We start from the raw sequence: 23,204 nt of genomic DNA on the forward strand, positions 1-23,204 counted from the left end.
GCGGCGACCGCCGTACTCAGGCGGTTCCCCTGTCTCCGCAGTCACCAGGTGATGGTTGCCTGCATTGCGTCGGCGGCGATGTGTACCTGCGCGCCGTCGGGAATCTCGTCGTACGACGCGACCGCGACCGGAAGGTGCAGGTCGTAGAGTTCGGCGGCGATCAGGGCGCCGAGCGGGATGATCGAATCCGGGCGGCTGAGGATGATCGCGGCAGGTGCTGTGTTGGCGCGGATCTGTTCGGCCAGGACGCTGGACGCGGAGCTCGAACCGCGACCGGACTCCATCAGCAGAACGCGTCCGGTGAGGATGGCACCGCACTGCGGATGATGGGCGTCCACGATCCGGCCCTGGCTGTCGGTCCCGCCCCAGAACGACAGCGGGGCGGTGAGCCGAATGGGTTCACCGGTCGCGGTCCCGGGGTGCAGCGTGCGGCCGACGATCATGCGAGCACCACGCGACCGGCGCGAGCAGACGCGACGCACTCGATAAGCGATCCGAGCACCGCGGACACGTTGAGGTTTCCGGGAGCGTAGTGCGCCCACTTGGCCGAATTCGTCATCACGTGTTTCCAGTCGGGCGACAGAATCGCCGTGACATAGGTGCAGGTGTCGACGACGACGGTCACGCCGGCGCTCTCCAGCAACTGCAGTACGCCGTCCGCAACCAGCCGGTCCCGCGTCAGGCGAGATGTCGACAAGTAGAACGGCACCTTGAACGGCGGCCCCACCACCAACTCGGCCAGGCGAACGCACTCGTCGTACGACGCATGCGGCGTACCGACACTCACCGCATCGAGCTCGGACCCGGCCGCCGACAGCTCTCGTCGTACACGCTGCAGCGTGTCGACGGCGACGACGCCGACCGGCAGCTCGTCGACAGTGGCGGGCGCCTCCGGTGTCACCCCGACCACGTGGAAGAGCGCAACTCCGCCGGCCGACGCCGCAGCCGCACCGAGAGCCTTCAATGCGTCCTCGCCGACATCGTTGGGGATCCCCACCAATACGGGGATCTCGGCGCCGACCACCGACCCGATGTGATGACCGAGCAGCGGATACGCGAGTTCGTCCCGCAGGAAGTCGCCCAGTGGGCGGCAGTCGAAGACCACGGTCCCGCGGCGAGCCTCGGGGGTCTGCAGTCCGGCGTACGGCGCTCGTCCGGTGATCGCCGCACAGACGTCGAGAAAGTCGCCGTACCGATCCGTGCGCGCGCCGAGCACCGAGTTCGCGAAGACGATCGCGTTGGATTCCGCCCAGGCGATGTGTTCGCCGAACGTGGGCCGCTGCGGCAACTGGTACGGCGCGCAGGTGAAGGTCGGCGTACCGCCGAGCGCGACGTAGGCCGCCATCAGTTCGCGCCCCGCCGCGGCGAGCTCCTGATCGCGGACGAGCCCAGGATGGATGAGGTCCATCGAGCCGACGTTCAAGGTGGTCGGGACGCGCACCGTCGCGCCCGACTCGACCAGGCGCTGCGCGAAATCCAGGCTGACCTGACCGTGATACAGGCAGGAATCGACATGGGCCGACGTGATCTCGACCAGCCGCGGCGCCTCCGAGATCCGCGCCTGACCGACGATCACCCGCATCGCGAGCGCCACGCCGTCCCCGTCCCGACCTCTGAGCATCGCCTGCTCCTCGACGGTCAGGTGGAGACTCTGCATACCTCGAAACTAGCGGACCTGCACCACTCACCAACCACCCTGGGCGCGGCACCGTCACGCTCAGCGGTCCGGCGCCAGGTGCGGTTGGTGAGTGGTGGCGGTCCGCTTCCTAGACCGACTGCCGTCGCGAGGCGACCAGGACGCCCGACTGGTAGCCGTCCGCGCGCAGCAGTTGGCCCGGGGTCACGTCGAGGATGTCGATGCTGAGCGTGGTGGTGAGGTCCTCGGAGCTGATCGGGCGGTCGTCGAGGTAGACGTCGACCCGATTGATGCCCTGGACATCGATCGCGACGGTGAGCGTCGTCCCGTCGAGCGACGTTTTCAGGTCCAGCCGGCGGACCGGCATCGCCGCGAGCAGCGCGCCCGCCTTGTTCAGCAGGTCGACGTTGCCCTCGAGCAGGTCGGCCCTGGTCATCCGATGGGTCTCCTGCGGTTTGACGCCGAGATCCTCGACCGGCGTCCCGGCCAGCTTGCCGACCCGCAGCGTACGCCGGATCGCGACCCGGAGATTCGCGCCGTTCGGCAACGCGACGTACGGCGAGGTCTCGTCGGGTGGCGGTGGTTCGTTGAGCAACTGCGCGAGCAGACCGTGCGTCCAGACGTTCGCGCCGCCCGCGCCGGTGTTGTCGTCGACGCCGAGGATGGTTCCGATCTCGTGGTCGGCGAAGCCGGCGCAGAAGATGTCCGTGGCCGAGTAGACGCGGGCGTCGGTGATCAGCACCACCGGCCCGTGATAGGTCTGGCCGAGGTCGTTCGCGCCGTCCTCGGGTGTGATCGGCTTCGCGGCGGAGTACTGCGCGCCGGTCTCGATCGCGAGATCCAGCGAGTCGAACCACGGGCCGAGGTCGATCCCGGACGGGTTGTCCTTGTGCCGCCGGCAGATCCGCAGGTTGAGCGGCGTACTGATGAACTGCACCGGCTCCGGCGCGATCCGCCGCGGCGTCATTGTCTGGAGGGTGAACTCGCTGGCGTAGATGTGCCCGCCGCCGTTGTCGCGGACGTCGACGATCAGGCCGTTCTGCGGCAGCGCCGTGGTCAGCCGGACGAACTCGTCCCGGAACGCGACCGGGTCCTGCACGCTGAACGTGAAGATCCGCAGATGCCCGAAGGTCCCGGACGGCGTCGCGACCTCGCGAGCCCGGAACACACCGGGCATCGTGGTCGGCAGGTCGGCGCCGGCGACCGCGGCCGGTGCGGCGAGTTCGACCGAGCTGCGGCCGCCTTCGAGTTCGACGACGTCACGGACGTACAGCGCCTTCTTCGCGCGGGACTTCTCGTCGGAGTCCAGGTCGAGACCCATCGACGCCGAGGCCACGCTGACCGCGTCCAGGTCCGTCATCGGTGGCAGGTTGGCGGTGACTTTCCACTGCTCGCGGAGTTCCTGGTTCGAGCCGTCGAGGCCGACGTACGTCAGCGTCACCCAGTCCTCGTCAGGCGGCGACTGGATGATCAGCGGCCGGAGCGTGAGCGACTCCAGACCGCGGGCGAGGTTCGCTGCCTGGTTGCTGCCCGCGAAGACCGACCCGTTCAGGGCGACGGCGCGAGCGATCGGCGTACCGTTCCAGTGCGTCACCTCGGCGCCCGGACCGAACTGCGGCGCCTGGTAGCCGGTGACCGTTCGGGCCACGAGGTAGTGCTCGGCGCCGGCCTCGTCGTAGCACTTCTCGATCAGGAACGGCAGGTACGCGACCATGCCGGCGAACGGGACCGGCAGCAGGTAGTTGGTGTGCAGGTCGCGGACCGAGTGGAAGATGCTCGACATCTCGCGATGGAACAGCCACTCGGTCTCCATCGTCTCGGGCGTCTGGCGCGCCAACCGGGCGCGCATCACGCGCAGCCGTTGCAGCGGGTTGACGGCGTGCATCGCGATCTTCAGCGGCAGGTGCACGTAGTTCTCGCTCAACAGCAGCAGCGCCTGGTCCACCAGCAGCCGGCGCTGGTCGAGTGTGAGCGTGCCGGCCGAGTCGAGGAAGTCGGCCAGCGGAACGGCAGCGACCGCATCCGCGGCCGACGGCTGGTGCGGCGCCGCCTCCTGTGCGGAAGCGCTCCGCCGTACCGCGCTCTTCCTCGCTGCAAGCTTCTTCGCCGCGGTTTTCTGCGCTGCGGTTTTCTGCGTGGTCTGCTTCATCGTGCGTGGTTGCGACATGGCTCCCCCAACGGCGGCGGACCCTCCCCGGCCCACGAATCCCTCCACGGTCGTCCGCGCCCCGAACGATGTCAACGGCCCGCCACGCCGTTCCACCAGGACATCCACCCCAGGCGTCAATCACTCTCGAAGACATGCGGATCAGTCGTTTGTTGTTAACGGCCGCCCTCCTGATCGGCGTTCTTCCCGCGCCGTCCGCGCAGGCCGCGGCCGCGTTCCCACGCATCGACGCGACCGGCTTCCAACTGGTCTCCGGCGACACGTTCACGACGTACGGCGAACGGGTCGCGCAGCTCGAGACGAAACCTCAACTCGCGCCGGTCGGCGTCACCGAAGTGCTCGCGGCGTCCAACCGGACCGGGCGGGCACTGTGCCATCCGACGTACCTGAACGCCGCCCTGAATCCCCAGGGGTTCTGCTGGCAGGACGGCGAGGACGACGACGAGAACGTGTGGATCCCGCAAGGGGTGAGTGGCTCCGGCGACGCGCAGCCGGCCGGTGGCGCGCGGCGGGTCGCGGTCGCGAGCTGGCACAACACCGACGACACGGCGATCCGGGTCTCGTTCCTCGACCTGGTGACGAACAAATACCGGCATGTGCTGCTCGTCGAGCCGACCGCGGACGGGGACTTCCAGGCGATCGCCGGCCACGGCCACGGGCTGTTCTGGTCGGGGAACCTGCTGGTGGTGGCCACCAGCGGATCCGTACTGCGCGTGTTCGACCTGCGGCACATCTGGCGCACCGACACCTCAACCGACTCAGGACACTAGGTGCCGACGGCAAGTATCACGCGCTTTTGGCACGCTTTCGCCCCCAGATCGGCGCCTACTGGTACGCCGGCGGCGGCTGTGCGAACACGAGCGGGACCAAGCCGTGCTTCGCGTCGCTCGGGATCGACCACGGTGGGACGGGCTCGTTCGTCGCGGCCGAGCACACCGAGCGCGGCGGCGGGCGCATCGTGCGGTGGCCGCTCGACGAATCGACCGGCCTGCCCCGCGCGGGCGTCGACGGTGTCGTCCATGCGGTCGAGGCCTTCGACTCACCCGTGTGGGGTATGCAGGGTGCTGTCTCGTACGACAACAACTTCGTGATCTCCGGCGTGTGTCCGGAGTACGCCGGGAACATCGGGGACGGCGTCGACTACCCGAGCTGTCTGCACCGTGGCATCGGCGGCGAGTCGACGACGAGCTGGACGCAAGCACCGAAGAACACCGAGAACCTGTCCTACTGGCCGGCGACCAAGGAGCTGTGGCTGATCAGCGAGCAACTCCGGGAACGGGTGACCGTGCACGTCCCGTTCCCCTGAGGGTTGACCACCCGCCTGCAAGGATGGGCGGGTGAGTGAGTTCTGGGACAGCGTCACGTCCGTCCAGCCCGAGCCGTCCCTGCGGTTGGTGATCGGGACCGGTGTGGTCGCACTGCTGCTGATCGCATGGCGCCCGTTCTGGCAGTTCACGCGGCAGGTCGTGACGATCGCGCACGAAGGCGCGCACGGTCTGATCGCCGCGTTGGTCGGACGGAAGCTGGCCGGGATCCGCCTGCACTCGGACACGTCCGGCGTGACGGTGTCCCGTGGACGCCCGACCGGCGCGGGCATGATCGCCGTACTGCTCGCCGGTTATCCCGGACCCGCCCTGTTCGGCCTCGCCGCCGCGTTCGTCCTGAGCCGCGGGTACGCCGTTGCGCTGCTCTGGGGACTGCTGCTCGCATTGGTGATCCTGCTGCTGCAGATCCGCAACCTGTACGGCCTGTGGTCGGTGCTCGTGTTCGGTGCCGTGGTCTTCGGCGTGTCGTGGTGGGGGTCGCCGTCGGTGCAGTCCGCGTTCGCGCACCTGCTGACGTGGTTCCTGCTGCTCGCCGCACCGCGAGCCGTCATCGAGCTTCAGCACTCACGCCGCCGCGGCCAGGGCCGTACGTCGGACGCCGACCAGTTGCGCCGTCTGACCGGCGTACCGGCATTGATGTGGGTCGGCGTGTTCGGGCTGGTGACACTCGCCTGCTTGGCGGTCGGCGTCGTGTGGTCCGGCGTACTGCCTAGCTAGGCAGGCGGCAGCATGACGCCGAAACCGGTGACAGCGAGCCGTAGCAGTACTTGCCCGGGCCGCAGCAGGTCAGCCACCTTCGCTGCGCTCAGCACCTCCAACTCGGCCAGCCGCTTCTCGTAGGTTCCGTCGAGGCGCGCCTGCTGCAGCTCCGTCGTGTTGTGCCAGACCTTCTGCCGCGCCTCGCGCAGGAAACGTTGTGAGGCCAGCCGGTTGAACGGCGTCAGGGCGCGATCGACCAGACTGCGCGCACCGGTCGCCGCGAGTTCGTCGTCCTCGGCCCCTACCCGCTCCGACAGCACACCGTCGATCCGCTCGTGGTCACGCCGGCGACGGTCCATCAGGTGCCGGTCCAGGAAGTCGTCGTCGCTGATCACCGCGAGCAACGCCTGCGGCAGGTCGTAGTTCACATGTGCGTTGATCCCGAGCAGCACGTGCACCAGCGGCGGCAGGTTCTCCGGCGCGTCGAACGCCAGCCGCCACGGCCGCGCCACCCGCTCCCCGTCATGAGCCTGCAGGTACAGCTCGGCGAACTTCACGTCCCAGACCTCGACCCAGTCCGGGTCCTCGAACCGGCCCTGGTCGATCGCCCGGCCGACCGCCTCGGTGGTCCGCAGATAGGTCCCGAGGAAGTACCTGCGGTGCTCGAGGCCGGGCGGCAGCTCGCCGAGGCGCAGCCGCATCCGCGCCACCACGTCTGCGATCGGATTACCATCTTTCATCGGATCTCCGCAGGGGGGAGGGATCATGTACGCCAGATCAGGACCACTGTCCTTCGACCCGGTGCTCGTCGGCAACCGTGAAGCCGATGCCTGGGCCGCGTACTACCGCCATGAATGGCGCACGTTCCTCACAGCCGCCGTCGGCATGGTGTCGGCCGGCTTCGGCATGCCGCCACATCGAACACTCCTCGGAGCCTGGTGTGTACTCCGGGCGAACCAGGTGTGGTCACCGTATCCCGACAACCAGCCGGACGCCGCGCGCGCCTACATGCGCCGCTTCTACGAACTCGTCCTGCTGTCCGGCGCGCTGGCCTTCGAGCCGGTCGAGGCGGCCCGCCTGGAGGTCGAGTGGTGGCGCGTTCACCGAGCGCACCAGCACTCGACCGAGGTCACCGAACCGGAACTGGTGTCCGCGCTCGTCGACCTGTATGCGTACGTGTTCTGCGCCCGCCGCGACGCGCTCGAGCCGGCCGCGCAGAAACGGGTCGACGCGATGAACCTGTCGGACCGCTGGGTCGAGGCCGGCTGCCACCGCGACGACCCGCTGCTCGCGGCCGAACGACGCGCCCTGGTCGCGTCGTACACCGCCCTCCGCGCCGCCGTAGAGCTCTAGCCCCTTACGAACGCCCGCCAGTGATCGGGCGGCCGCGCTGCGCGACACCCGGGCCGCCGTACGGGTAGTCCGCCGCCCCCGGGTCGCTCGCCGCGTCGAGCTTCGCGGTCTCGTCCGCGGTCAGGTGCAGGTCGGCCGCGGCCAGGTTGTCGTCGAGTTGCTCGAGCGTCCGGGCACCGAGGATCACCGACGTGATCGCCGGGCGGTCGACCAGCCAGGCAAGCGCGACCTGCGCCATCGAGATGCCCCGCGCCTCGGCGATCTCCCGGACCGCGTCGACGACGTCCTGGACCCGCTGGTTCGTACTGCGCCGGTACCACGACTCGACGCCACGGTCCGGGTTCTCGCCGAGCCGCGTACTGCCGGTCGGCTCGTCCTCGAACGAGTACTTGCCGGTCAGCCAGCCGCCACCGAGCGGCGACCACGGCAGCAGGCCGAGCCCGTTCTCCTGCGCGGCCGGGACGATCTCCCACTCGATCTCGCGGACCAGCAGGTTGTACTGCGGCTGCAGCGTGACGAGCCGCGACCAACCGCGGTGCGCGATCAGGTCACAGGCCTTCTGCAGCTGCCATCCGGTGAAGTTCGACAGGCCGCCGTACCCGATCTTGCCGGAGCGGACGGCGTCCTCGAGGAAGCTGAGGGTCTCCTCGAGTGGGGTGACCGGGTCCCACGCGTGCAGCTGGTACAGGTCGACGTGGTCGACGCCGAGGCGTTGCAGCGACGCGTCGAGCGCGCGTCGCAGGTGCCGGCGGGAGGTGCCGACATCGTTCGGGCCGTCGCCGGTCGGGAACCGGCCCTTGGTCGCGAGGACGACGTCGTCGCGCGCCGAGCTCTTCGCCAGCCAGCGGCCGACGATCTCCTCGGAGACGCCGGCCGAGTACACGTCCGCGGTGTCGACGAAGTTGCCGCCGGCCTCGACGTACCGGTCCAGTTGCGCGTGCGAGCCGGCCTCGTCGGTCTCGTTGCCGAACGTCATGGTGCCGAGCGCGTACGTCGAGACGACGGCGCCGCTCGCGCCGAGAGTGCGATATTCCACCATTGGTCCCTTCTCAGAACTGTCTCCAGGGCAGACTACGGTGGCTGTCATGAAGACGAGTGAACTGCTGATCGACGCACACAGCCGGATCCAGGAGGTCCTGCACGACGTCGTGGAGGGGCTCGACGACAAGACGCTCGCGACCCGGCCGGGTGACTCCGCCAACTCCATCGCGTGGCTGGTCTGGCACCTGACCCGGGTCCAGGACGACCACCTCGCGGACGCCGGTGGGTACGAGCAGGTGTACACAGCCGACGGGTGGTACGAGCGGCTCGCGCTGCCACTGGACGCGGCCGACACCGGCTACGCGCACACGTCGGAGCAGGTCGCGCAGGTCAAGCTCTCCGCAGACCAACTCCTCGGGTACTACGACGCCGTGCACGCGCGGACCGCTGAATTCCTGCGCACGGTGACCGACGAGGGCCTGGACCGGATCGTCGACCGCCGGTGGACCCCGCCGGTCACGCTCGGCGTGCGCCTGGTCAGCGTCATCGACGACTGCGCGCAGCACTCCGGCCAGGCGGCGTACGTGAAGGGTCTGCTCAGCTGAGCGTGGTCTGCCAGAGGGACGTGCCGGCGATCAGGTAGAGCTTGTGGCCCGGCAGCAGGACGGCGGCCGTCGGCGACCCCTCCGGCCCCTGTGAGTCCCGGACGGTCCAGTGACCGTCCTGACCGCTGATCACCTTCACCTTGTTGCCCTGGGCAACGACCTGGACGATCGTGTCGCCGTCGCGCACCGGCGGCGGCAGTTTGTCCTTGTCCCCCACCGGGACCGCCGGCAGGCCGTGCAGGCGCTTCGCCGTCCCGGAGGCGTCGAGCTGCCACATCGCGAGCTGGCCGTCGACGTAGCCCGAGATCAGGCAGTCCGTGGCGCAGGTCGCGGTGTTGGCCTGGCTGCGGTTGCCCGGCTCGGGCAGGACGATCCGGGTCCAGCCCGAGTTGAGTTCGGTGGAGCGCCAGACGGCGGCCTCCTGGGCGACCACGTTGGGCGCGAGCCGCACCTGCGAGCCGACGATCACGATGCGCTCGCCGAGCGTCGTACCGAAACCGGGGCCGACGAGGAGGGACGGCGTACTCTGCAGGACGGTCTTGGTCGGGTCCTGCCGGGTCCACTTGTCGCCGACGGGCAGCCAGACCATCGCGTCGTTGCCGGTCTGCACACCGCCCCACGAGCCGAGCAACGCGCGGCCGCTCGGTGTGATGACGGCGCTGTAGAGATCGCCGGCGGTTTGCCCGCCGAACGTGAAGAAGTCCTGCGGGCGTTCGATCAGACCGGTCTGTGGGGTGCCGCTCCAGACCGTCCAGCGGGTGTTGGAGTGCGCGCCACCGGCGGCGCCACCGAGCGCGAGGAGCTGCTTGCCGTCGTACGCGATCGAGTACCAGATGGCTTCGAACGCGTACGGACTGGCCGGGTTGGGTTTGACCGTGATCGACGTGCGCTTACCGGTGCCGTCGAGGAGCTGCAGCTCGGGGACGACCTTGGCGCCGCGATGGCGCAGGCCGATCAGCAGCTGGTCGTCGTGCGCGGTCAGGGTGACCGGCTCGGCCGGGGTGTCGACCTTGGTCCACGCGACCGTTTGCGGCTTGTCGTCGTCACTGCAGGCGGCGAGGGTCGCGAGCACGAGGATCGCGATCGCAGTGCGGCGGAACATGTCAGCGGCTCTGCGGGAGCTTGGTCGTCTTCTTCCGCCCGGTCCGCGGCGCGGACGGCGGTGGCACCATCGGGCCGATGTCACCGTCCGGCGCGGTGTCGAGATCGACCATCACCGGCGCGTGGTCACTCGGTCCGGTGCCCTTGCGCGCCTTCCGGTCGATCCAGGCGGCCTTGACCCGCTCGGCCACCGCATCGGTCGCCAGCATCAGGTCGATACGCATGCCGAGGTCCTGGTGGAACATGCCGGCGCGGTAGTCCCAGTAGCTGAAGACACGATCGTCCGGCCAGCGGTCGCGGACCACGTCGTGCAGGCCCTTCGCGGCCATCAGATCCGCCAGCGCCTGCCGTTCCGGCGGGGTCACGTGCGTCTGACCGACGTACGCCGCCGGGTCGAAGACGTCGGCGTCGGTCGGGGCGATGTTCATGTCACCGCAGACGATCTGGTCGGCCGGTCCGTCGGCGACAACCTTCGTCAGCGCCGCGAGCCAGGCGAGCTTGTAGTGGTAGTGGTCGGAGTCGGGGGTGCGGCCGTTCGGCACGTAGAGCGAATGGATCCGGATGCCGCCACAGGTCGCGGCGACCGCTCGGGCCTCCGGGTTCGGGAAGCCGGGCGCGCCGGCCACGCCGGTCACCACGTCCTCGAGGCCGACCTTCGAGAGCAGGGCGACCCCGTTCCACTGCGGTTCGCCGGACAGGCCGAACTCATAGCCGCGGCCGGTCAGCTCGTCGCCGAGCAGCGTGGTGAACGCGGCGTCGGCGAGCTTGGTCTCCTGCAGGCAGACGACATCCGGCTGCCGCTCGTCGAGCCAGTCGAGCAACCGCGGCATCCGCTGCTTGACCGAGTTCACATTCCACGTCGCCACTCGCATCCGACCAAGGTAGCCCCCGCCGGGGACCATTTCAGCCGAGCTTGGGCGCGCGCCACACCAGTGTGTTCAGGACGTCGGTGTCCGGCCGGTCGACGCTGTTGTTGTGCCGCGGTTTGTCATGGCGTCCCCACGCGTCGTCACCGAGCCACGAAGGTACGCCGAACGGCAGGTCGCGCGGCGGGATCGGTGCGTAGTCGGTCTCGAGGAACTTCGGGCCGTAGTTGGGCACCGTGGCGTCACCGTCCGGGTCCGGCGTCACGATCGTGCGCAACTCGATGATGGCGGCACGCCAGCTGTCGATCAGAATCTTCGGCTTGTGACTCGACGGATGCGGCACCTCGAACACCGGCACGTTCGGCTTGCTCGTCCACAGCTCGACAGCTGAGCGTGCCTGGACGCCGAACGCCACGATCGCCTGCAACTCCGGGCCGGTGATCAACTCCAGCAAGGTGTTGCGCCAGGTCAGTTGATCGGGTCTGGAGAGCAACGGTGCCGCCTGCTGGGCGCGCGCCGGGATGAGTGCGTAGGAGTAGGCGTTGACGAGCGCGTAGCTGCGCGTCAGCCCGAGCTTCGTCAGGAAGCCCTGCACCCGTTGACCGGCGTCGCCCACGAGCGTCCGGCCGGCGATGCGTTCGGTCGGTCCGGGGTCGGACGCGATCGCCAGCAGCCGGGCGCTGCGGTTCAGCCGGCCGCGGTAGAACACCGGGCCCCAGTCGTACCAGAACAAATCCCGCAACTCCGCGTAACTCGGAACTTTCGCGAAGTGCCGCGCGACAGTGGCCGGCGGTCCGGGATCGAAATCGGCCATCGAAGTCCTCCCCCTCGACGATCCGTGACCTTACGCTCGTGACCAGGGGCGGCACCGGGAATTCTACGGGAGGCAAAGCCATGTTTGTACTGCGTGGAACCGTGGTCACGATGCGGCCGGGCGGGGAGGTTCTCCCGGGTGCTGCGGTGTATGTCGGCGACGACGGATTGATCGCGGCGGTCACCCCGCTGGACGCCGTACCGCCGGGATTCGAGAACGCGCCGCGAATCCGCGCGGGTGGATTGATCTGTCCCGGACTGATCGATCTACACAATCATTTGATGTACAACAGCCTGCCGTTGTGGACGGAGCCTTCGCGCCTCGTTCCGTGGACGTCGCACAACCAGTGGGGACGCGCGCCGACGTACAGCACGCAGATCAGCCAACCGGCCCGTCTCCTCGGAGCGGCCGCGGGCCGAGCCCTCCTCCGGTACGTCGAGACGCGCGCGATCGTCGGCGGCACGACGTCCATCCAGGGGAACCCGCGCGGCGCCGTACCGCCGGACAACGAACTGATCCGGAACGTCGACTCCGAGAAACTCGGGACGCCCGAGGATTTCATCCGGGTCAGCACGCTGGTTGCCGACAGCAAGGATGCGCTGGCGCCTTATGTCGCGGCCGTCGCGGCCGGGCGAGGATTCATCGCGCACTCCGCGGAAGGATCGGACCCGAAACTGCGCGCGGAGTTCCGGTTGCTCGCCGATGTGGGCGTGGTGACGCCGCAACTCGTGGCGATTCACGGTGCCGCGCTGAATGCCGACGACTTCGCGACGATGAAGGCCGGGAATTCGACGCTGGTGTGGTCGCCGTTCTCGAACCTGTGGTTGTACGGAGCGACCGCGGACGTGAAAACCGCGCAGGCCACCGGTGTGCGCCTGTGCCTCGGGTCCGACTGGGGTCCGTCGGGGACCAGGAATGTGTTGTGGGAGCTGAAGGTCGCGGACCTGTGGAATCAGGCGGAATCGGTCTTCACCGACGAAGAACTCGTGCGGATGGTGACCTCGAACCCGGGCGACGCGTTGACCGAGGTCTGGCCGCGTCCCGTCGGTCGTTTGGAGACCGGGGCCCTCGCCGACCTCCTCGTACTGCGTCGCACCGACGCGGACGTCTATCGGAGCATCATCTCAGCGACCGAGTCCGACGTCCGCCTGGTCGTCATCGGCGGCAAGGCCCGCTACGGCGTGCACTCGTTGATGAAGTCGCTCGCACCGTCGGCCACCCCGATCAAGGTCGGCAGGCTCGCCCGCGAGATCGACTACGGCGACCCGAACATCACCTGGGACGCCGTCGTCGCCGACCTGGAAGAGGTCCGCGCCGATCCACCGGGCGCATCGGCGCGCGTCAACGCCACCTTCGCAAGACTCGCCGCCGCGTTCCCCGCTGCCTTCACCCCGGACCTCGACGGGAGCGCGGACGGCTTCGCGGCTGCCGCCTCGCAGCCCGGCTCCTTCGTTCTCCTGCCCGACATGCCGGCGCCCGAACTCGACGACGAACTCCGCCGCCGCGGTCCGGCCGCCGCCACCCCGATTCCGGTCGTCATCCCGCCACTCGAACCCCTCACCACCGGCACCGCCTGGTTCGACGCGGTCGACGCCAACCCCTTCCATGGCGGGCTCCTGAGCGGACTCCGCGCCTACGCCTGAGACAACACGTCGCAACCCCCGCCGGCCGATGTAGCGTCCAGCGACAACGTCGTGAAGGCAGGGGTGGGCGAATGCTGCATGGTCTCGGAATAGGTCAGCAGGACGAGCTGGTCTACGTGGAGCTGCTCCGCCGGCGCCGCGCGACCATCGCTGATCTGACGGCGGCTGTGCAGTTACCGTCCGAGGCCGTGACCGACGCCCTCGCCAGGCTCGCCGGGCTCGGGTTGGTGACCGGTGACGAGGCGGGCCGGCACAACGCCGTACCTCCAGACGTCGGGCTCGGGACGCTGATCGTTCAGCACCAGACGACGCTGCAGCAGGTGCAGCACCGGCTGACCGAACTGGTCGACGTGTACCGCACCGGCGCGGCGTCGACGATGAGTGAGGTGGAGGCGCTCACGACGCCGGAGGAGCTCGCCACCTGGGTGGACAACATCGAGCGGGGTGCCAAACACGAACTGCTCGCGTTCTTCAAGCCGCCGTACGTGCTGGACGGCGATCTCGAGGTCACCACCGAGGTGCCGTCGTACCGGTACGTGTACGAGCGGGCCGCTCTCGACGATCCGCGGACACCGGCCGAGATCAGCCGGTTCCTGGACGGCGGCTACCAGATCCGGATCGTCAACGAACTGCCGAGCAAGATGATCATCATGGACCGGACGATCGTGCTGCTGCCGATGCTGCCGGACCAGACCGGGATCGAACCCGGCTTCCTGCTCGTGCGTGGTCAGTCGCTGGTCCGCCTGCTGGTGGACCTGTTCGAGCGCGTCTGGCAGGTCGCGACGCCGCTCCGGCTGAGCGCCGCGAGCCTGGTCGAGGGCGGTCCGGCCTGGGACGACTTCGACATCAAGCTGCTGACCTACCTGCTGTCCGGGATGCCGGACAAGACAGCAGCCGGCCGGCTCGGCACCAGCGAGCGGACTGTCCAGCGCCGCATCCGGCGACTGATGGAACTGTCCGGCACCGACAGCCGCATGCAGCTGGCCTGGTACGCCGCCCGCTCCGGCCTGATCGCGCCGTGACCGCAAGGGGTGCCCCCGGGTGAGGGCACCCCTAACGGATCACCGCACTACGTACGCCCGCGTGACGGTCTGCTCGACCGCGGTGCCGTCAGCGTCGGTGGCTTCGACCTTCAGCGCGACGAATCCGTTGGTCGTCCGCGGCGCCTTCACGACTCCGCTTGCGGTCGCTCCCCCGGACGTGGTCACCGCGACGGGCGTCCAGGTCGCGCCGTCGTCGTACGAGGCCGACAGCTTGACGTCCTTGAGCTTCGGAGCGGCCAGCCCCTTCGGGTACCGGAAGCTCAGGCCGACGGGGACCGCCTGGCCCGCTCGCACACTGCTGTCGACGGCAACGTTCAGGTCGTAGTCGATCGACATCACCGGTAGCAGGCTGCGGTCGGTGTGTGCGGAGACGAACGTCCAGGCGGTGTTGATCTTGTTCGACGTTACCTGCTGCTTGCTGACGTCGAGCACCACCTTGTACGTCGCCTGCTGCGGCACCATCGGCCACGACACCGAACTGGCGGGCGCCGACCCGAGCAGCTGACCGTCGCGATACACGGTCGTCTTCTTCTGCTCCAGGCTGCTCGGCAGACCGACCCACTGGCTGGGGTTCTCGTCCAGCAATGCGGTCACGTCCATCCCACCGAGCTCACCGACGCGTACGGCGCCGTCGGGGTGGTTCGGTGTGATGGCAGAGCGAACCACCGGCTTGTTCCACGCCTGGCTGGTGCGCTGACCGGGCTTGAGAACCCGCGGGACGGTCTGCACGGCACCGCCCATCGGCTCCCAGATACCTGACGGCGACATCAGCTCGAACGTCCGCAGACCGGCACTGACGTATTCGGTCAGCTTCCGCGGCATGGTCGTCCGCTTCAGCGTCATCACGATGAACGTCTGCTGGTCCGACAGCAGCATCCGCGCGTAGGCACCCGGCGCGGCCGGCGTCGCCGAATAGAAGCTGCTGTCGACGGTCGCCAGCTCCCGCGGGTCGACGCGGTACCGCTGTGCCATGGAGATGCCCTGCTGGGTCTTGAGTACCTCGTAGGTGTACGCCGGCACCGCAGTACCGCGGAAGAGCAGTTTGGTGGTGCCACGAGCCGCCAGTCCGGCGAGCTTGGCTCCCTGCTCGCCCGACAGTGTCAGCGCCGGAATCGCGGTCGGCGTGGTCTTGAGGACCATCGCCCCCCAGTCGCCAGGTGTGTCGCTGTAGATGACGACCACGCCGGCACCTGCCGCCGCTGCGTTCGTGATGACCTGGTTGATCGAGACGGCATCACTCCGCTTGACCAGGGCCACGTTGCCGCGGACCGGCGTACCAGCGAAGTCCTCTGGTCGACCTGTGCCAGTGTTGACCACTCGGAGCAGGTGCGTGCCGTCGATGCGGGCGGAGCCCGCCCAGCCGTCGATGTACTCCGGTGCGAGGCTGTAGACGCTTCGGCCGATCACCTGAGTCGACAGCTCCGGTGCGCTGGTCGAGAAGTGCAGCCGGTGCTCGAGCAACTCCTTCTTACCGGTGGACGGAATCGCCCAGAGCTTCGTGTAGCCGGGTGCGTCGGACTGCAGCTCGTACCGCAGGGGTTTGTCGTTGCTGAGGAACGACAGGCTCATCCGGACCTGGTTGGTCTGACTCGGATTCGGCGTCTGCAGGCCAACCTGGTGCGCCTTGGTGCCGTCGAAGGTGAGCGCGCGGTCCTGGTCGAGTACGACGCCGGACTCCGCGCCGTACACGGTCTCGCGGACCTGCATGTAGTCGGGAGTGAACCGATAGGTCATCGACTCGAAGGCGTACTCACCACGCGGCAGGCTGAGCTTCACCGTGCCGTCGGTACCCGGGAAGTAGTACATGTCGGCCGGCTTCGGGTTCTTGAGGTCGAACACGTAGACCGTGCCGTACGACGACGCGGGTGCGTTCTCGTCGCGGTCGTTCACGTTGATCGTGACGTTGAACCGCTCCACGTCCTGCACGAAGCCGACGGCCGTCGTCACGACGGTCTTGCCGTCTGCGGACGTCGCGACCACGTGCTCGCCGTACGAGCCGGTGGGCATCGTGCCACCGGTCAGCGTCACCAGTACGCCGGCGGTGCCGTGCGCCGGGACCGTGACGGAGTCCGCACCGAGCTGCAGGGCTCCGGCCGGGACCGCCGTACCAGCTGACTTCCAGGCCAGCGCGAGCGTGACCGCCTCGTCGCCGTTGTTGGTGTAGGTGAGCTGCTTGACGTCCGGGTCGGACGAGCCGAACGGACGCATCCCGAAGTCGACGACACCATCTGCGGACACGGTCTGCTTGAACGCGCGGCTGACGTCGACCCGCCCGGCACCCTGCAGGTAGACCGAGGTGTCGGCGGTGGTCTTCGAGGTGCTGACCAGCTGGTTCTTCAGCTGGGCGGGCGTCCAGTCCGGGTGTTCCTCCGCCAGGATCGCGGCGGCGCCGGCGACGTGCGGAGTCGCCATCGACGTACCGCTGGCCGCGGTGTAGTTGGCATCCACCGGGTGGCCCATGGCGGTGCCGGCCGCGCGGGCGGCGACGATCTCCGAGCCGGGCGCGGTGATCTCGGGCTTGAGGCCGCCGTCGGCGAGCGGGCCGCGGCTGGAGAAGTACGTGACCGCGTCGGCGTGGTCGACAGCGCCGACCGTCAGCGCGGACTGCGCGTCACCTGGCGAGCCGACCGTCGAGTCGGCGGGGCCCGAGTTGCCGGCCGCGATCGTGAACAGGACGCCGGTCTGCGCGGTCAGGGTGTCGACGGCGTCGACCAGCGGGTCCTCCTCCTTCGGGCGGGCCGGTCCACCCAGGCTCATCGACACGACCTTGGCGCCGGAGTGCGCGGCCCAGTCCATGCCGGCGAGGATGTCGGACTCGGCGCCGCTGCCCTCGTTCGAGAGGACCTTGCCGATGACCAGTTCGGCGCCTGGCGCGACGCCTTTGTACTTGCCGCCCGACGCCGCGCCGCTGCCGGCGACCGTCGAGGCGACATGGGTGCCGTGGCCGTGGCCGTCCTGGACGGACTGGCCCGGGACGAAGCTCTGGCTGGCGGCGATCTTGCCGGCGAGGTCCGGGTGGTTCAGGTCGACACCGGTGTCCAGGATCGCGACCTTGACGCCGGTGCCGTCGTACCCGGCCTGCCAGGCGTCGGGCGCGCCGATCTGCGGGACGCTCTTGTCCAGCAGGGCGTGCATCTTGGTGTCCAGCCAGACGTGGTCGATACCGCCGGCCAGCGTGGTCTTGGCGCCCGGCGCCACCGAGTCCCAGAACGCGGCGGTCTTCGTCTTGTCCGCGGTCAGCGCCGCGCCGCTGATGCTCGGCAAACCACGCTTCACCCGGGTGCCGACGGGCGCGGTCGGGGCGACGCCGCGTGCGGCGGGGGCGCGACCGGCGTACCGGACGATCAGCGGGATCGAGCCGCTGTGCGCGTCGTCGTACCCCTGCGCGACGAGTCCGGTGACGTTGAACAACTGCCGGTCGAGCTTTCCGGACGCGATCATCGGCTCGGCCTCCGCCGGGATCACGTAGATGTCCTTGCCGACCGCGTAGCTGCGGAAGTTGCCCGCCGAGCCGGCGTGCGGGGTCACCGCGACCGACGGCTTCCCGCCGGACGTCGTCAGCGTGGCGACGTCGCCGGTCACCAACGTGACCCTGGACGCGGGTTGCTGCGACTGTGCCGTGGCGGCGGGGGTCACTGCGGCCGCGGTCGGTGTGACGCCGGCGGGTGCGGCGCCGGGGGTCGCCGCGGCGGCGGGGGTCGGTGCGGCGCCGAGGGTCGGTGCGGTGGCGGGGGTCGGTGGCTCGGCGGCGGCGATCGCGGTTCCCGGCACCACGAGGGTGGCGGCGAGCGCGACGCCGAGCAGCATCGATCTTCTGGTTGCCATCTGGCTGGCCCTCCTTCTTGCCGGATTCCTTTCCGGTGGCGGATCCGGTGGCGGAAAGCCTCGCCGCGGCGAGTGGGGTGAAGCTACGGATCGGTCTGGCGATCACCCGACATGACGGGTCGCCGCCATCACCTGCGACTCTCGCGCTGGGTAGTTATCCACATACTTGAAGTCACCGGGATTTCGAGGGCTCGATCGCGGCACTCTCTTGGGCAAGGAGATCGGCGGCGAAAGGGACGGGATGGGAGAGCTGGACTGTGAACCGGCCGACGTGACGGCGCTGGTGGCGTACCTGCGCGACATCGGGAAGCACGAGCTACTGACCTTGGAGGAGGTGAACGAGCTCTCGCAGGCGATCGAGGCCGGGCTGCTCGCGGCGGAGCGGCTCGGCGGCGATCCGGGGCGGCATGATCCGGGCGACCTGCGGGCGGTGGTCGCCCTCGGGCGGCGCTCGTGGCAGCGGATGATCGAGGGCAACCTGCGGCTCGTCGTGTCCCTGGCCCGGCGGTACGGCGGGAAGGGCATCTCGCTGCTGGACCTGATCCAGGAGGGCAACATCGGGTTGATGCGGGCGGTCGAGCGGTTCGACCACCGGCTCGGGCACCGGTTCTCGACGTACGCGATCTGGTGGATCCGGCAGTCGATCGGCCGGGCGATCTCGGACCGTTCCCGCCTCGTCCGGATGCCCGCCCAGGCGTACGCCGACGCGTCGCGACTCGCTGCCACCCGGCACGAGCTGATCCAGGAGCTGGGCCGCGAGCCGAGTACGCCGGAGCTCGCGCGGGCGACCGACCTGACCATCGCGCGGATCGAGCGGGCGCAGGCTTGGCGGATGCATCCCGAGACGCTGAACCTCGACGACGCGGATCCGGTGATCGACGACGACCCGATCGTGCTCCGCGCCGCCCTACGACGTGATCTCGCACACCATCTGCAGTTCCTCGACGACCTGCACCAGTCCGTGCTGCACCACCGGTACGGGCTGCTCGACCACATCCCCTGCACCGTGGAGGAAACCGCGGCACACCTCGGAATCACCCCGGGCAGGGTCCGCACGCTGGAACGCGAAGCGCTCCGGCACCTGCGTCGGCGCGCGCTGCCGCAGCTGCGTGACTACGTCGCCTGAGAGCCGACTTGGAGGGACTGGAATGATGTGGGTGTGAGACTTCTGCGTACGGCCTGGCCGCGTGAGTTGACCGATGCCGTCGCGGCGAAGGCGCGTGCGGTGACCGGCCGCAAGGAAGACATCCTCGCGGCCGTGCAGCTGGCCAACGGACGCTGGGCCGCCGGCACCCGAGCCGCCGTGTACCTGCCGTCGGACACCGCGGACGCCGACCGCCGGGTCGGTTGGGAGACGATCGAGCGCGCCAACTGGGACTCCGAGGCGTCGGTCCTGCACATCTTCGAGACGACTGCCTTCGGCACCCCGTTGCGAGCGACCGAGCTCAAGGTCGAGGACCCGGCGCGGTTCGGACAGCTGCTACGCGAGCGGGTCGACGCGAGCATCGTCGTACAGCGCCATGTCCCCCTCGCCGGCAAGCGCGGCGTACGGATCGTCGCGCGGCGCAGCCCGGCATCCACGGACGCCGAGGTCATCTGGAACGCCGTTCTGGACAAGGGATTGGAGCCCGATCAGCCGGGTGTCCTGGACGCCGCCGACGCCGCGCTCCGAGAGGTCCGCGAGGAGTTCGGAATCTGACCTCGCAGGCAGCCGAATCCCGTTTTTGTAGTTCGTCACCTGCCTGCTAACCTACTCAGGTCCTCGGGATTCGGGGCCAAGCAACACCACGATCCCGCGTAGCTCAATTGGCAGAGCAGCCGGCTGTTAACCGGCAGGTTACTGGTTCGAGTCCAGTCGCGGGAGCAACACACCAGCCGGTCTCCTCCCCGAGGAGCCCGGCTTTCTCATGTCGAGGTGCTCAATGTTCCGGCAAGCCTGGCCGATCCTGCTCAGCGGCCTGCTCCTCCTGAGCGGCTGCGGCACAGAGACCGCGGCCACTGGAGCAGCACGTCCCGCACCGCGACCGGTGCCGAGCGCGCAACCGACTGCTTTGCCTACCCCCGCACCGACCCCTTCGCCGACTCCCCCGCGGCCGACCTGCCCGGACTCCGGCGCCTCCGTCACCGTCGGGCCAGTGGAGGCCGCGCTAGGACACCGAGCCGTGGTGGTGAAACTGACGAACTGCCGCTCCACACCGATCGCACTGAACGGCTACCCCGAGATCGCCGTCCTCGACGCCCGGCGCCGGACAATGAACGTGAAGGTAACCCGCGGATCGTCGTACATGGCCCTCGACCGCGGACCCACGCGGATCCTCCTCCACAAAGGACAATCGGCCCTCGCCGCCGTCTCCTGGTCGAACACCGTGGAGGTTGCCGAGGACAAGATCTCCGGCACCTACCTGGCCATCACCGCCCGCACGACCGACCACCCGATCATCTGGCCGGTCGACACCGATCTAGGCACAACGAGCAAGCTAACGCTCACCGCCTGGGGCTTAACGTTCAAAAACTGACATCCGCGTGACAACGAATGGCCTAGACCAGCCCAGGCCATAGCTGCTGTGCGAGCCAAGATCTCGCCCGCGAAGGCCCGCGAACTCACCGAGTCCACCGTGAAGGTCGTGCCCGTCGACACTCGGGACTGGAGACAACCAACGATGGGTGAGAACAGGAAATAACAGATCCCCACACACCATTTATTGTCCCCAGTCACCACATGCCGCCAGCGCAGGCGCCGTACCACCACTCGCGCGACACAGATCACCCCGCACGCCAACTCGCGCCGTACCGCATGCCCGCCGCACCTCAACTGGCGCGGCGGCTCGGCGCTGCCCCAGCGACAGCACCCGGGACTGGAGACAGCCAACGATGGGTGAGAACAGGAAATAACAGGTCCCCACACACCATTTATTGTCCCCAGTCACCACGAGCCGCCAGCACAGGCGCCGTACCACCACTCGCGCGACACAGATCACGCCGTACGCCGACTCGTGGCGCACCCCAGCTCGCGCGGCGACCGCATGTGCCGCACGGCTCACCCCGGGATGACCCGCCGCCGGGCTGCACTCGCTGCCGGGCCGTCAACCACCAACTGCACCCGCCGCGACGACGCCGGCACCGGCGAGATCGCCGCCTCCGCATCGGTCACCGCAGTCCTCGTCGGCTGAGTCCAGCACCTCGCGACTCGCGACCAGCCAGCTGAGACTCCCGACCAGCGGTAGCAGAAGGCCCTGACCGCCCACAGCGGTCAGGGCCTCCGTACGTTTGGACGCCTCCCGGGACCCGTTGGCCCCGGGCACGTCATGCTTCGGGAGGAAGCCGGCCGACGCCTACTTCCCCTTCTTCCGGTCGATTGCCCGCTGAATACGGTGCTCAGGCTGACCGAGGATCTTCGCCAGCAGCGGCACCCGGTACTTGTACGCCGCGATCGCGCCGACCACGATCACCAGGAAAATGAACCAGCCCATCGGTGTTCCCTTCGTCCGGACCTGCCTCCATCATGCCCGGTCCACCCCAACCACCCCTCAGTCAAACCCCTGACCGACCCCTGGTTTCACACCCCACCCCTACCGACCGGATACGATCTCCCGCACACGGGGCGGTAGCTCAGCTGGTTAGAGCAGGGGACTCATAATCCCTGGGTCACGGGTTCGAGTCCCGTCCGCCCTACTCGGGGTCACGCCGGTCAGAGGAACATTCTTGCCCGGCTGTGGCGCGGGGCCGGCGAGTTGGCGCGAGGCGGCGACGACCAACGGCGGCAGCACATTGCCATCGTCGCCGCGTTGCCGGTTCGGCTGTACGTCGCGCTAGTCGTCGCTGGCGCCCTGGTTCTTCAGTTGTTCGTTGATCCGCAGGGCTTCGGCTAGCTGGTCTTCCAAGATGATGATCCGGCACGCGGCCTCGAGCGCCGTGCCCTGGTCGACGAGCTCGCGAGCCCGGGCCGCGAGCCGCAGCTGGTAGCGGGAGTAGCGGCGGTGGCCGCCCTCGGAGCGTTGCGGGGTAATCAGTTTCGCCTCGTCCAGGCTCCGCAAGAATCCTGGCGTGGTGCCGAGCATCTCCGCGGCCCGCCCCATCGTGAAAGCGGGGTAATCCTCGTCGTCGAAGTTGGCCGGGCCGGCCGGGGGTGAACTCATCAGTGGTCTCCTCAGTGTTTCCGTGTGCCGGTCTGGGGTCATCGAACCTCCATGCCGAAGGGCCCCGATGCCGAAGCATCGGGGCCCAGGGGTTGTTGGATTGTCACCATCAACCGGCCGTGAAGCCGGTCTTACTCTTCCGCAGCACGCCACGTGGAGGCCGTCGCTGCGGGGATCGCTGAATACGTAACCGAAGACCACCTTCCCATCCGATGGAACTACGGCACCCGCCCGGCGAACTACTGGCACTGGCGGGCGATCCGACGGTGTAATCCCCTTCCCTTCTCTCTCGAACAACAACTACCTACTACTGCTACCTCAACTGCTAACAGCGACTACAACTTCAACTACTTACTGCGACTACTGAAAACTGCGAACTGCAACAACTAACAACTAACAACTACTTTTCTCCGTCGGCCCCGGAAGCCCTCTTCGACCACTGGCTCCGGCGACCCTGATCGGATCGTGGCGGAAACCCGGGCCCCTTCACTGACCGGCCCGGCGGAGTCCGCCGTCTTGCCTACTACTTACTGCTGCACAGTCACGCTTGGACAGAACGGTAGCTGTCCACGTCAGCTTCACTGTTCTTCTCTGTTGACATGCGAAACACTACACACGCCAGCTCGCAATGTCTACTCCCGTGAGAAGAGATTTTATTCGACACCGATCGCCTTGGTCAGGACTCCTCGACGTCGGCGAAGACCACTCGGACTCCTCCGGTGGCTTGCTCGAGGGCGTAGGGGAACAGGGTGCCCATTTCGGGGGTGGTGACGGCCGCGTTGGCTGCGTCGTAGTCGGGGAAGTACAAGTCGATCAGGCGGTACGCCGGGGTGGGGGTGCCGTCTTCCTTCGGCCAGACCTTGGACGTCTCCAGCTTCAGCACCCCCGGGACCTTCCGGGCACGCTGGAGCAGATCGGCGTACGACGACTCGAACGCGGCCGGGTCGACGGGGTTGTCGAAGATGAAGGTGATCTTGGTGGTCATGGCTAACTCCTCAGATTGTTTGGTG

The 23,204-nt window shown here is 68.4% G+C and carries 22 protein-coding genes and 2 tRNA genes; 12 read left to right on the forward strand and 12 right to left on the reverse strand.

Features of this window, described 5'->3' with window-relative positions; genetic code table 11:
• Nucleotides 1–41: 41 nt before the first annotated feature.
• The 3 genes from ACFYRH_RS36395 to ACFYRH_RS36405 form a co-directional block, all read right to left on the reverse strand.
• Nucleotides 42–443: an aconitase X swivel domain-containing protein gene (locus tag ACFYRH_RS36395; RefSeq protein ID WP_387784660.1), complete on the reverse strand. Its 402-nt coding sequence runs from the start codon at nt 441–443 to the stop codon at nt 42–44.
• Complete coding sequence (locus ACFYRH_RS36400; RefSeq protein WP_387784661.1) at nt 440–1,657, reverse strand: aconitase X; 1,218 nt, start codon at nt 1,655–1,657, stop codon at nt 440–442. The genes ACFYRH_RS36395 and ACFYRH_RS36400 overlap by 4 nt, the downstream gene beginning before the upstream one ends.
• Before the next feature lie 109 nt (nt 1,658–1,766).
• Entirely contained in the window at nt 1,767–3,803 is a 2,037-nt protein-coding gene (locus ACFYRH_RS36405; protein WP_387784663.1) for a S41 family peptidase, read from the reverse strand.
• Between the two features lie 134 nt (nt 3,804–3,937).
• On the opposite strand from ACFYRH_RS36405, the gene ACFYRH_RS36410 reads away from it, so the two are divergent.
• Genes ACFYRH_RS36410 through ACFYRH_RS36420 form a run of 3 tightly spaced genes read left to right on the forward strand, consistent with a single transcriptional unit; the run spans nt 3,938 to nt 5,845 of the window.
• On the forward strand, nt 3,938–4,573 hold the full coding sequence (locus ACFYRH_RS36410; protein ID WP_387784664.1) for a hypothetical protein: 636 nt from the start codon (nt 3,938–3,940) through the stop codon (nt 4,571–4,573).
• A 26-nt stretch (nt 4,574–4,599) separates the two neighbouring features.
• Nucleotides 4,600–5,109 (forward strand): hypothetical protein, encoded by a 510-nt coding sequence (locus ACFYRH_RS36415; protein WP_387784665.1) that lies wholly within the window; start codon nt 4,600–4,602, stop codon nt 5,107–5,109.
• A gap of 31 nt (nt 5,110–5,140) precedes the next feature.
• Nucleotides 5,141–5,845, forward strand: coding sequence for a M50 family metallopeptidase (locus ACFYRH_RS36420; protein ID WP_387784667.1), 705 nt, complete (start codon nt 5,141–5,143; stop codon nt 5,843–5,845).
• On the opposite strand, the gene ACFYRH_RS36425 is transcribed toward ACFYRH_RS36420, so the two are convergent.
• A complete protein-coding gene (locus ACFYRH_RS36425; protein WP_387784668.1) occupies nt 5,842–6,567 on the reverse strand; it encodes a DUF5995 family protein in 726 nt (241 codons plus the stop codon). The genes ACFYRH_RS36420 and ACFYRH_RS36425 overlap by 4 nt on opposite strands.
• Before the next feature lie 25 nt (nt 6,568–6,592).
• Here ACFYRH_RS36425 and ACFYRH_RS36430 point away from each other — a divergent pair, with 25 nt between their 5' ends.
• The gene (locus tag ACFYRH_RS36430; RefSeq protein ID WP_387784670.1) at nt 6,593–7,180 is read left to right on the forward strand and encodes a hypothetical protein; all 588 of its coding nucleotides are present in this window, start codon (nt 6,593–6,595) and stop codon (nt 7,178–7,180) included.
• Between the two features lie 4 nt (nt 7,181–7,184).
• On the opposite strand, the gene ACFYRH_RS36435 is transcribed toward ACFYRH_RS36430, so the two are convergent.
• The gene (locus ACFYRH_RS36435) at nt 7,185–8,216 is read right to left on the reverse strand and encodes an aldo/keto reductase (RefSeq protein ID WP_387784672.1); all 1,032 of its coding nucleotides are present in this window, start codon (nt 8,214–8,216) and stop codon (nt 7,185–7,187) included.
• Nucleotides 8,217–8,265: 49 nt separating this feature from the next.
• Here ACFYRH_RS36435 and ACFYRH_RS36440 point away from each other — a divergent pair, with 49 nt between their 5' ends.
• On the forward strand, nt 8,266–8,766 hold the full coding sequence (locus tag ACFYRH_RS36440; protein WP_387784674.1) for a DinB family protein: 501 nt from the start codon (nt 8,266–8,268) through the stop codon (nt 8,764–8,766).
• Here ACFYRH_RS36440 and ACFYRH_RS36445 read toward each other — a convergent pair.
• The 3 genes from ACFYRH_RS36445 to ACFYRH_RS36455 are packed head-to-tail and all read right to left on the reverse strand — an operon-like array spanning nt 8,759 to nt 11,547.
• Nucleotides 8,759–9,868 (reverse strand): hypothetical protein, encoded by a 1,110-nt coding sequence (locus ACFYRH_RS36445; protein WP_387784676.1) that lies wholly within the window; start codon nt 9,866–9,868, stop codon nt 8,759–8,761. The two genes, ACFYRH_RS36440 and ACFYRH_RS36445, sit on opposite strands and share 8 nt — an antisense overlap.
• A 1-nt stretch (nt 9,869) precedes the next feature.
• Nucleotides 9,870–10,739: an exodeoxyribonuclease III gene (locus ACFYRH_RS36450; protein WP_387784677.1), complete on the reverse strand. Its 870-nt coding sequence runs from the start codon at nt 10,737–10,739 to the stop codon at nt 9,870–9,872.
• Between the two features lie 31 nt (nt 10,740–10,770).
• Nucleotides 10,771–11,547, reverse strand: coding sequence for a uracil-DNA glycosylase family protein (locus ACFYRH_RS36455; RefSeq protein WP_387784679.1), 777 nt, complete (start codon nt 11,545–11,547; stop codon nt 10,771–10,773).
• An 80-nt stretch (nt 11,548–11,627) separates the two neighbouring features.
• On the opposite strand from ACFYRH_RS36455, the gene ACFYRH_RS36460 reads away from it, so the two are divergent.
• Both ACFYRH_RS36460 and ACFYRH_RS36465 read left to right on the forward strand, forming a co-directional pair.
• Entirely contained in the window at nt 11,628–13,190 is a 1,563-nt protein-coding gene (locus ACFYRH_RS36460) for an amidohydrolase family protein (protein WP_387784681.1), read from the forward strand.
• Between the two features lie 71 nt (nt 13,191–13,261).
• Complete coding sequence (locus ACFYRH_RS36465) at nt 13,262–14,212, forward strand: hypothetical protein (RefSeq protein ID WP_387784683.1); 951 nt, start codon at nt 13,262–13,264, stop codon at nt 14,210–14,212.
• Between the two features lie 39 nt (nt 14,213–14,251).
• On the opposite strand, the gene ACFYRH_RS36470 is transcribed toward ACFYRH_RS36465, so the two are convergent.
• Complete coding sequence (locus tag ACFYRH_RS36470; protein ID WP_387784684.1) at nt 14,252–18,058, reverse strand: S8 family serine peptidase; 3,807 nt, start codon at nt 18,056–18,058, stop codon at nt 14,252–14,254.
• A 241-nt stretch (nt 18,059–18,299) separates the two neighbouring features.
• Here ACFYRH_RS36470 and ACFYRH_RS36475 point away from each other — a divergent pair, with 241 nt between their 5' ends.
• The 4 genes from ACFYRH_RS36475 to ACFYRH_RS36490 all read left to right on the forward strand — a co-directional run bounded on the left by ACFYRH_RS36475 (nt 18,300) and on the right by ACFYRH_RS36490 (nt 20,574).
• Nucleotides 18,300–19,184, forward strand: a complete 885-nt coding sequence (locus tag ACFYRH_RS36475; protein ID WP_387784686.1) for an RNA polymerase sigma factor RpoD/SigA — start codon at nt 18,300–18,302, stop codon at nt 19,182–19,184.
• A gap of 33 nt (nt 19,185–19,217) precedes the next feature.
• The gene (locus ACFYRH_RS36480) at nt 19,218–19,757 is read left to right on the forward strand and encodes a hypothetical protein (protein ID WP_387784687.1); all 540 of its coding nucleotides are present in this window, start codon (nt 19,218–19,220) and stop codon (nt 19,755–19,757) included.
• Between the two features lie 92 nt (nt 19,758–19,849).
• Nucleotides 19,850–19,922, forward strand: a tRNA-Asn gene (locus ACFYRH_RS36485).
• A gap of 58 nt (nt 19,923–19,980) precedes the next feature.
• Nucleotides 19,981–20,574, forward strand: coding sequence for a DUF4232 domain-containing protein (locus ACFYRH_RS36490; protein ID WP_387784689.1), 594 nt, complete (start codon nt 19,981–19,983; stop codon nt 20,572–20,574).
• Between the two features lie 816 nt (nt 20,575–21,390).
• On the opposite strand, the gene ACFYRH_RS36495 is transcribed toward ACFYRH_RS36490, so the two are convergent.
• On the reverse strand, nt 21,391–21,528 hold the full coding sequence (locus ACFYRH_RS36495; RefSeq protein ID WP_185759456.1) for a hypothetical protein: 138 nt from the start codon (nt 21,526–21,528) through the stop codon (nt 21,391–21,393).
• A 128-nt stretch (nt 21,529–21,656) separates the two neighbouring features.
• Here ACFYRH_RS36495 and ACFYRH_RS36500 point away from each other — a divergent pair.
• A tRNA-Ile gene (locus tag ACFYRH_RS36500) sits at nt 21,657–21,730 on the forward strand.
• A gap of 137 nt (nt 21,731–21,867) precedes the next feature.
• Here the strand turns inward: ACFYRH_RS36500 and ACFYRH_RS36505 are convergent.
• Both ACFYRH_RS36505 and ACFYRH_RS36510 read right to left on the reverse strand, forming a co-directional pair.
• Entirely contained in the window at nt 21,868–22,194 is a 327-nt protein-coding gene (locus ACFYRH_RS36505; RefSeq protein ID WP_387784691.1) for a MerR family transcriptional regulator, read from the reverse strand.
• Nucleotides 22,195–22,870: 676 nt separating this feature from the next.
• Complete coding sequence (locus ACFYRH_RS36510) at nt 22,871–23,179, reverse strand: hypothetical protein (RefSeq protein ID WP_387784693.1); 309 nt, start codon at nt 23,177–23,179, stop codon at nt 22,871–22,873.
• Between the last annotated feature and the right edge of the window lie 25 nt (nt 23,180–23,204).

The sequence above is a fragment of the Kribbella sp. NPDC004875 genome (genome assembly GCF_042873375.1).
Taxonomy (GTDB): domain Bacteria; phylum Actinomycetota; class Actinomycetes; order Propionibacteriales; family Kribbellaceae; genus Kribbella.

Excerpts from the sequence above, each read along its gene's own strand:
- ACFYRH_RS36460 (WP_387784681.1), top strand. The coding sequence starts at position 11,628 with ATGTTTGTACTGCGTGGAACCGTGGTCACGATGCGGCCGGGCGGGGAG.
- ACFYRH_RS36505 (WP_387784691.1), bottom strand. The coding sequence starts at position 22,194 with ATGAGTTCACCCCCGGCCGGCCCGGCCAACTTCGACGACGAGGATTAC.
- ACFYRH_RS36490 (WP_387784689.1), top strand. The coding sequence starts at position 19,981 with ATGTTCCGGCAAGCCTGGCCGATCCTGCTCAGCGGCCTGCTCCTCCTG.
- ACFYRH_RS36400 (WP_387784661.1), bottom strand. The coding sequence starts at position 1,657 with ATGCAGAGTCTCCACCTGACCGTCGAGGAGCAGGCGATGCTCAGAGGT.
- ACFYRH_RS36405 (WP_387784663.1), bottom strand. The coding sequence starts at position 3,803 with ATGTCGCAACCACGCACGATGAAGCAGACCACGCAGAAAACCGCAGCG.
- ACFYRH_RS36495 (WP_185759456.1), bottom strand. The coding sequence starts at position 21,528 with ATGGGCTGGTTCATTTTCCTGGTGATCGTGGTCGGCGCGATCGCGGCG.
- ACFYRH_RS36425 (WP_387784668.1), bottom strand. The coding sequence starts at position 6,567 with ATGAAAGATGGTAATCCGATCGCAGACGTGGTGGCGCGGATGCGGCTG.
- ACFYRH_RS36510 (WP_387784693.1), bottom strand. The coding sequence starts at position 23,179 with ATGACCACCAAGATCACCTTCATCTTCGACAACCCCGTCGACCCGGCC.
- ACFYRH_RS36445 (WP_387784676.1), bottom strand. The coding sequence starts at position 9,868 with ATGTTCCGCCGCACTGCGATCGCGATCCTCGTGCTCGCGACCCTCGCC.
- ACFYRH_RS36465 (WP_387784683.1), top strand. The coding sequence starts at position 13,262 with ATGCTGCATGGTCTCGGAATAGGTCAGCAGGACGAGCTGGTCTACGTG.
- ACFYRH_RS36395 (WP_387784660.1), bottom strand. The coding sequence starts at position 443 with ATGATCGTCGGCCGCACGCTGCACCCCGGGACCGCGACCGGTGAACCC.
- ACFYRH_RS36440 (WP_387784674.1), top strand. The coding sequence starts at position 8,266 with ATGAAGACGAGTGAACTGCTGATCGACGCACACAGCCGGATCCAGGAG.
- ACFYRH_RS36455 (WP_387784679.1), bottom strand. The coding sequence starts at position 11,547 with ATGGCCGATTTCGATCCCGGACCGCCGGCCACTGTCGCGCGGCACTTC.
- ACFYRH_RS36470 (WP_387784684.1), bottom strand. The coding sequence starts at position 18,058 with ATGGCAACCAGAAGATCGATGCTGCTCGGCGTCGCGCTCGCCGCCACC.
- ACFYRH_RS36430 (WP_387784670.1), top strand. The coding sequence starts at position 6,593 with ATGTACGCCAGATCAGGACCACTGTCCTTCGACCCGGTGCTCGTCGGC.
- ACFYRH_RS36475 (WP_387784686.1), top strand. The coding sequence starts at position 18,300 with ATGGGAGAGCTGGACTGTGAACCGGCCGACGTGACGGCGCTGGTGGCG.
- ACFYRH_RS36410 (WP_387784664.1), top strand. The coding sequence starts at position 3,938 with ATGCGGATCAGTCGTTTGTTGTTAACGGCCGCCCTCCTGATCGGCGTT.
- ACFYRH_RS36450 (WP_387784677.1), bottom strand. The coding sequence starts at position 10,739 with ATGCGAGTGGCGACGTGGAATGTGAACTCGGTCAAGCAGCGGATGCCG.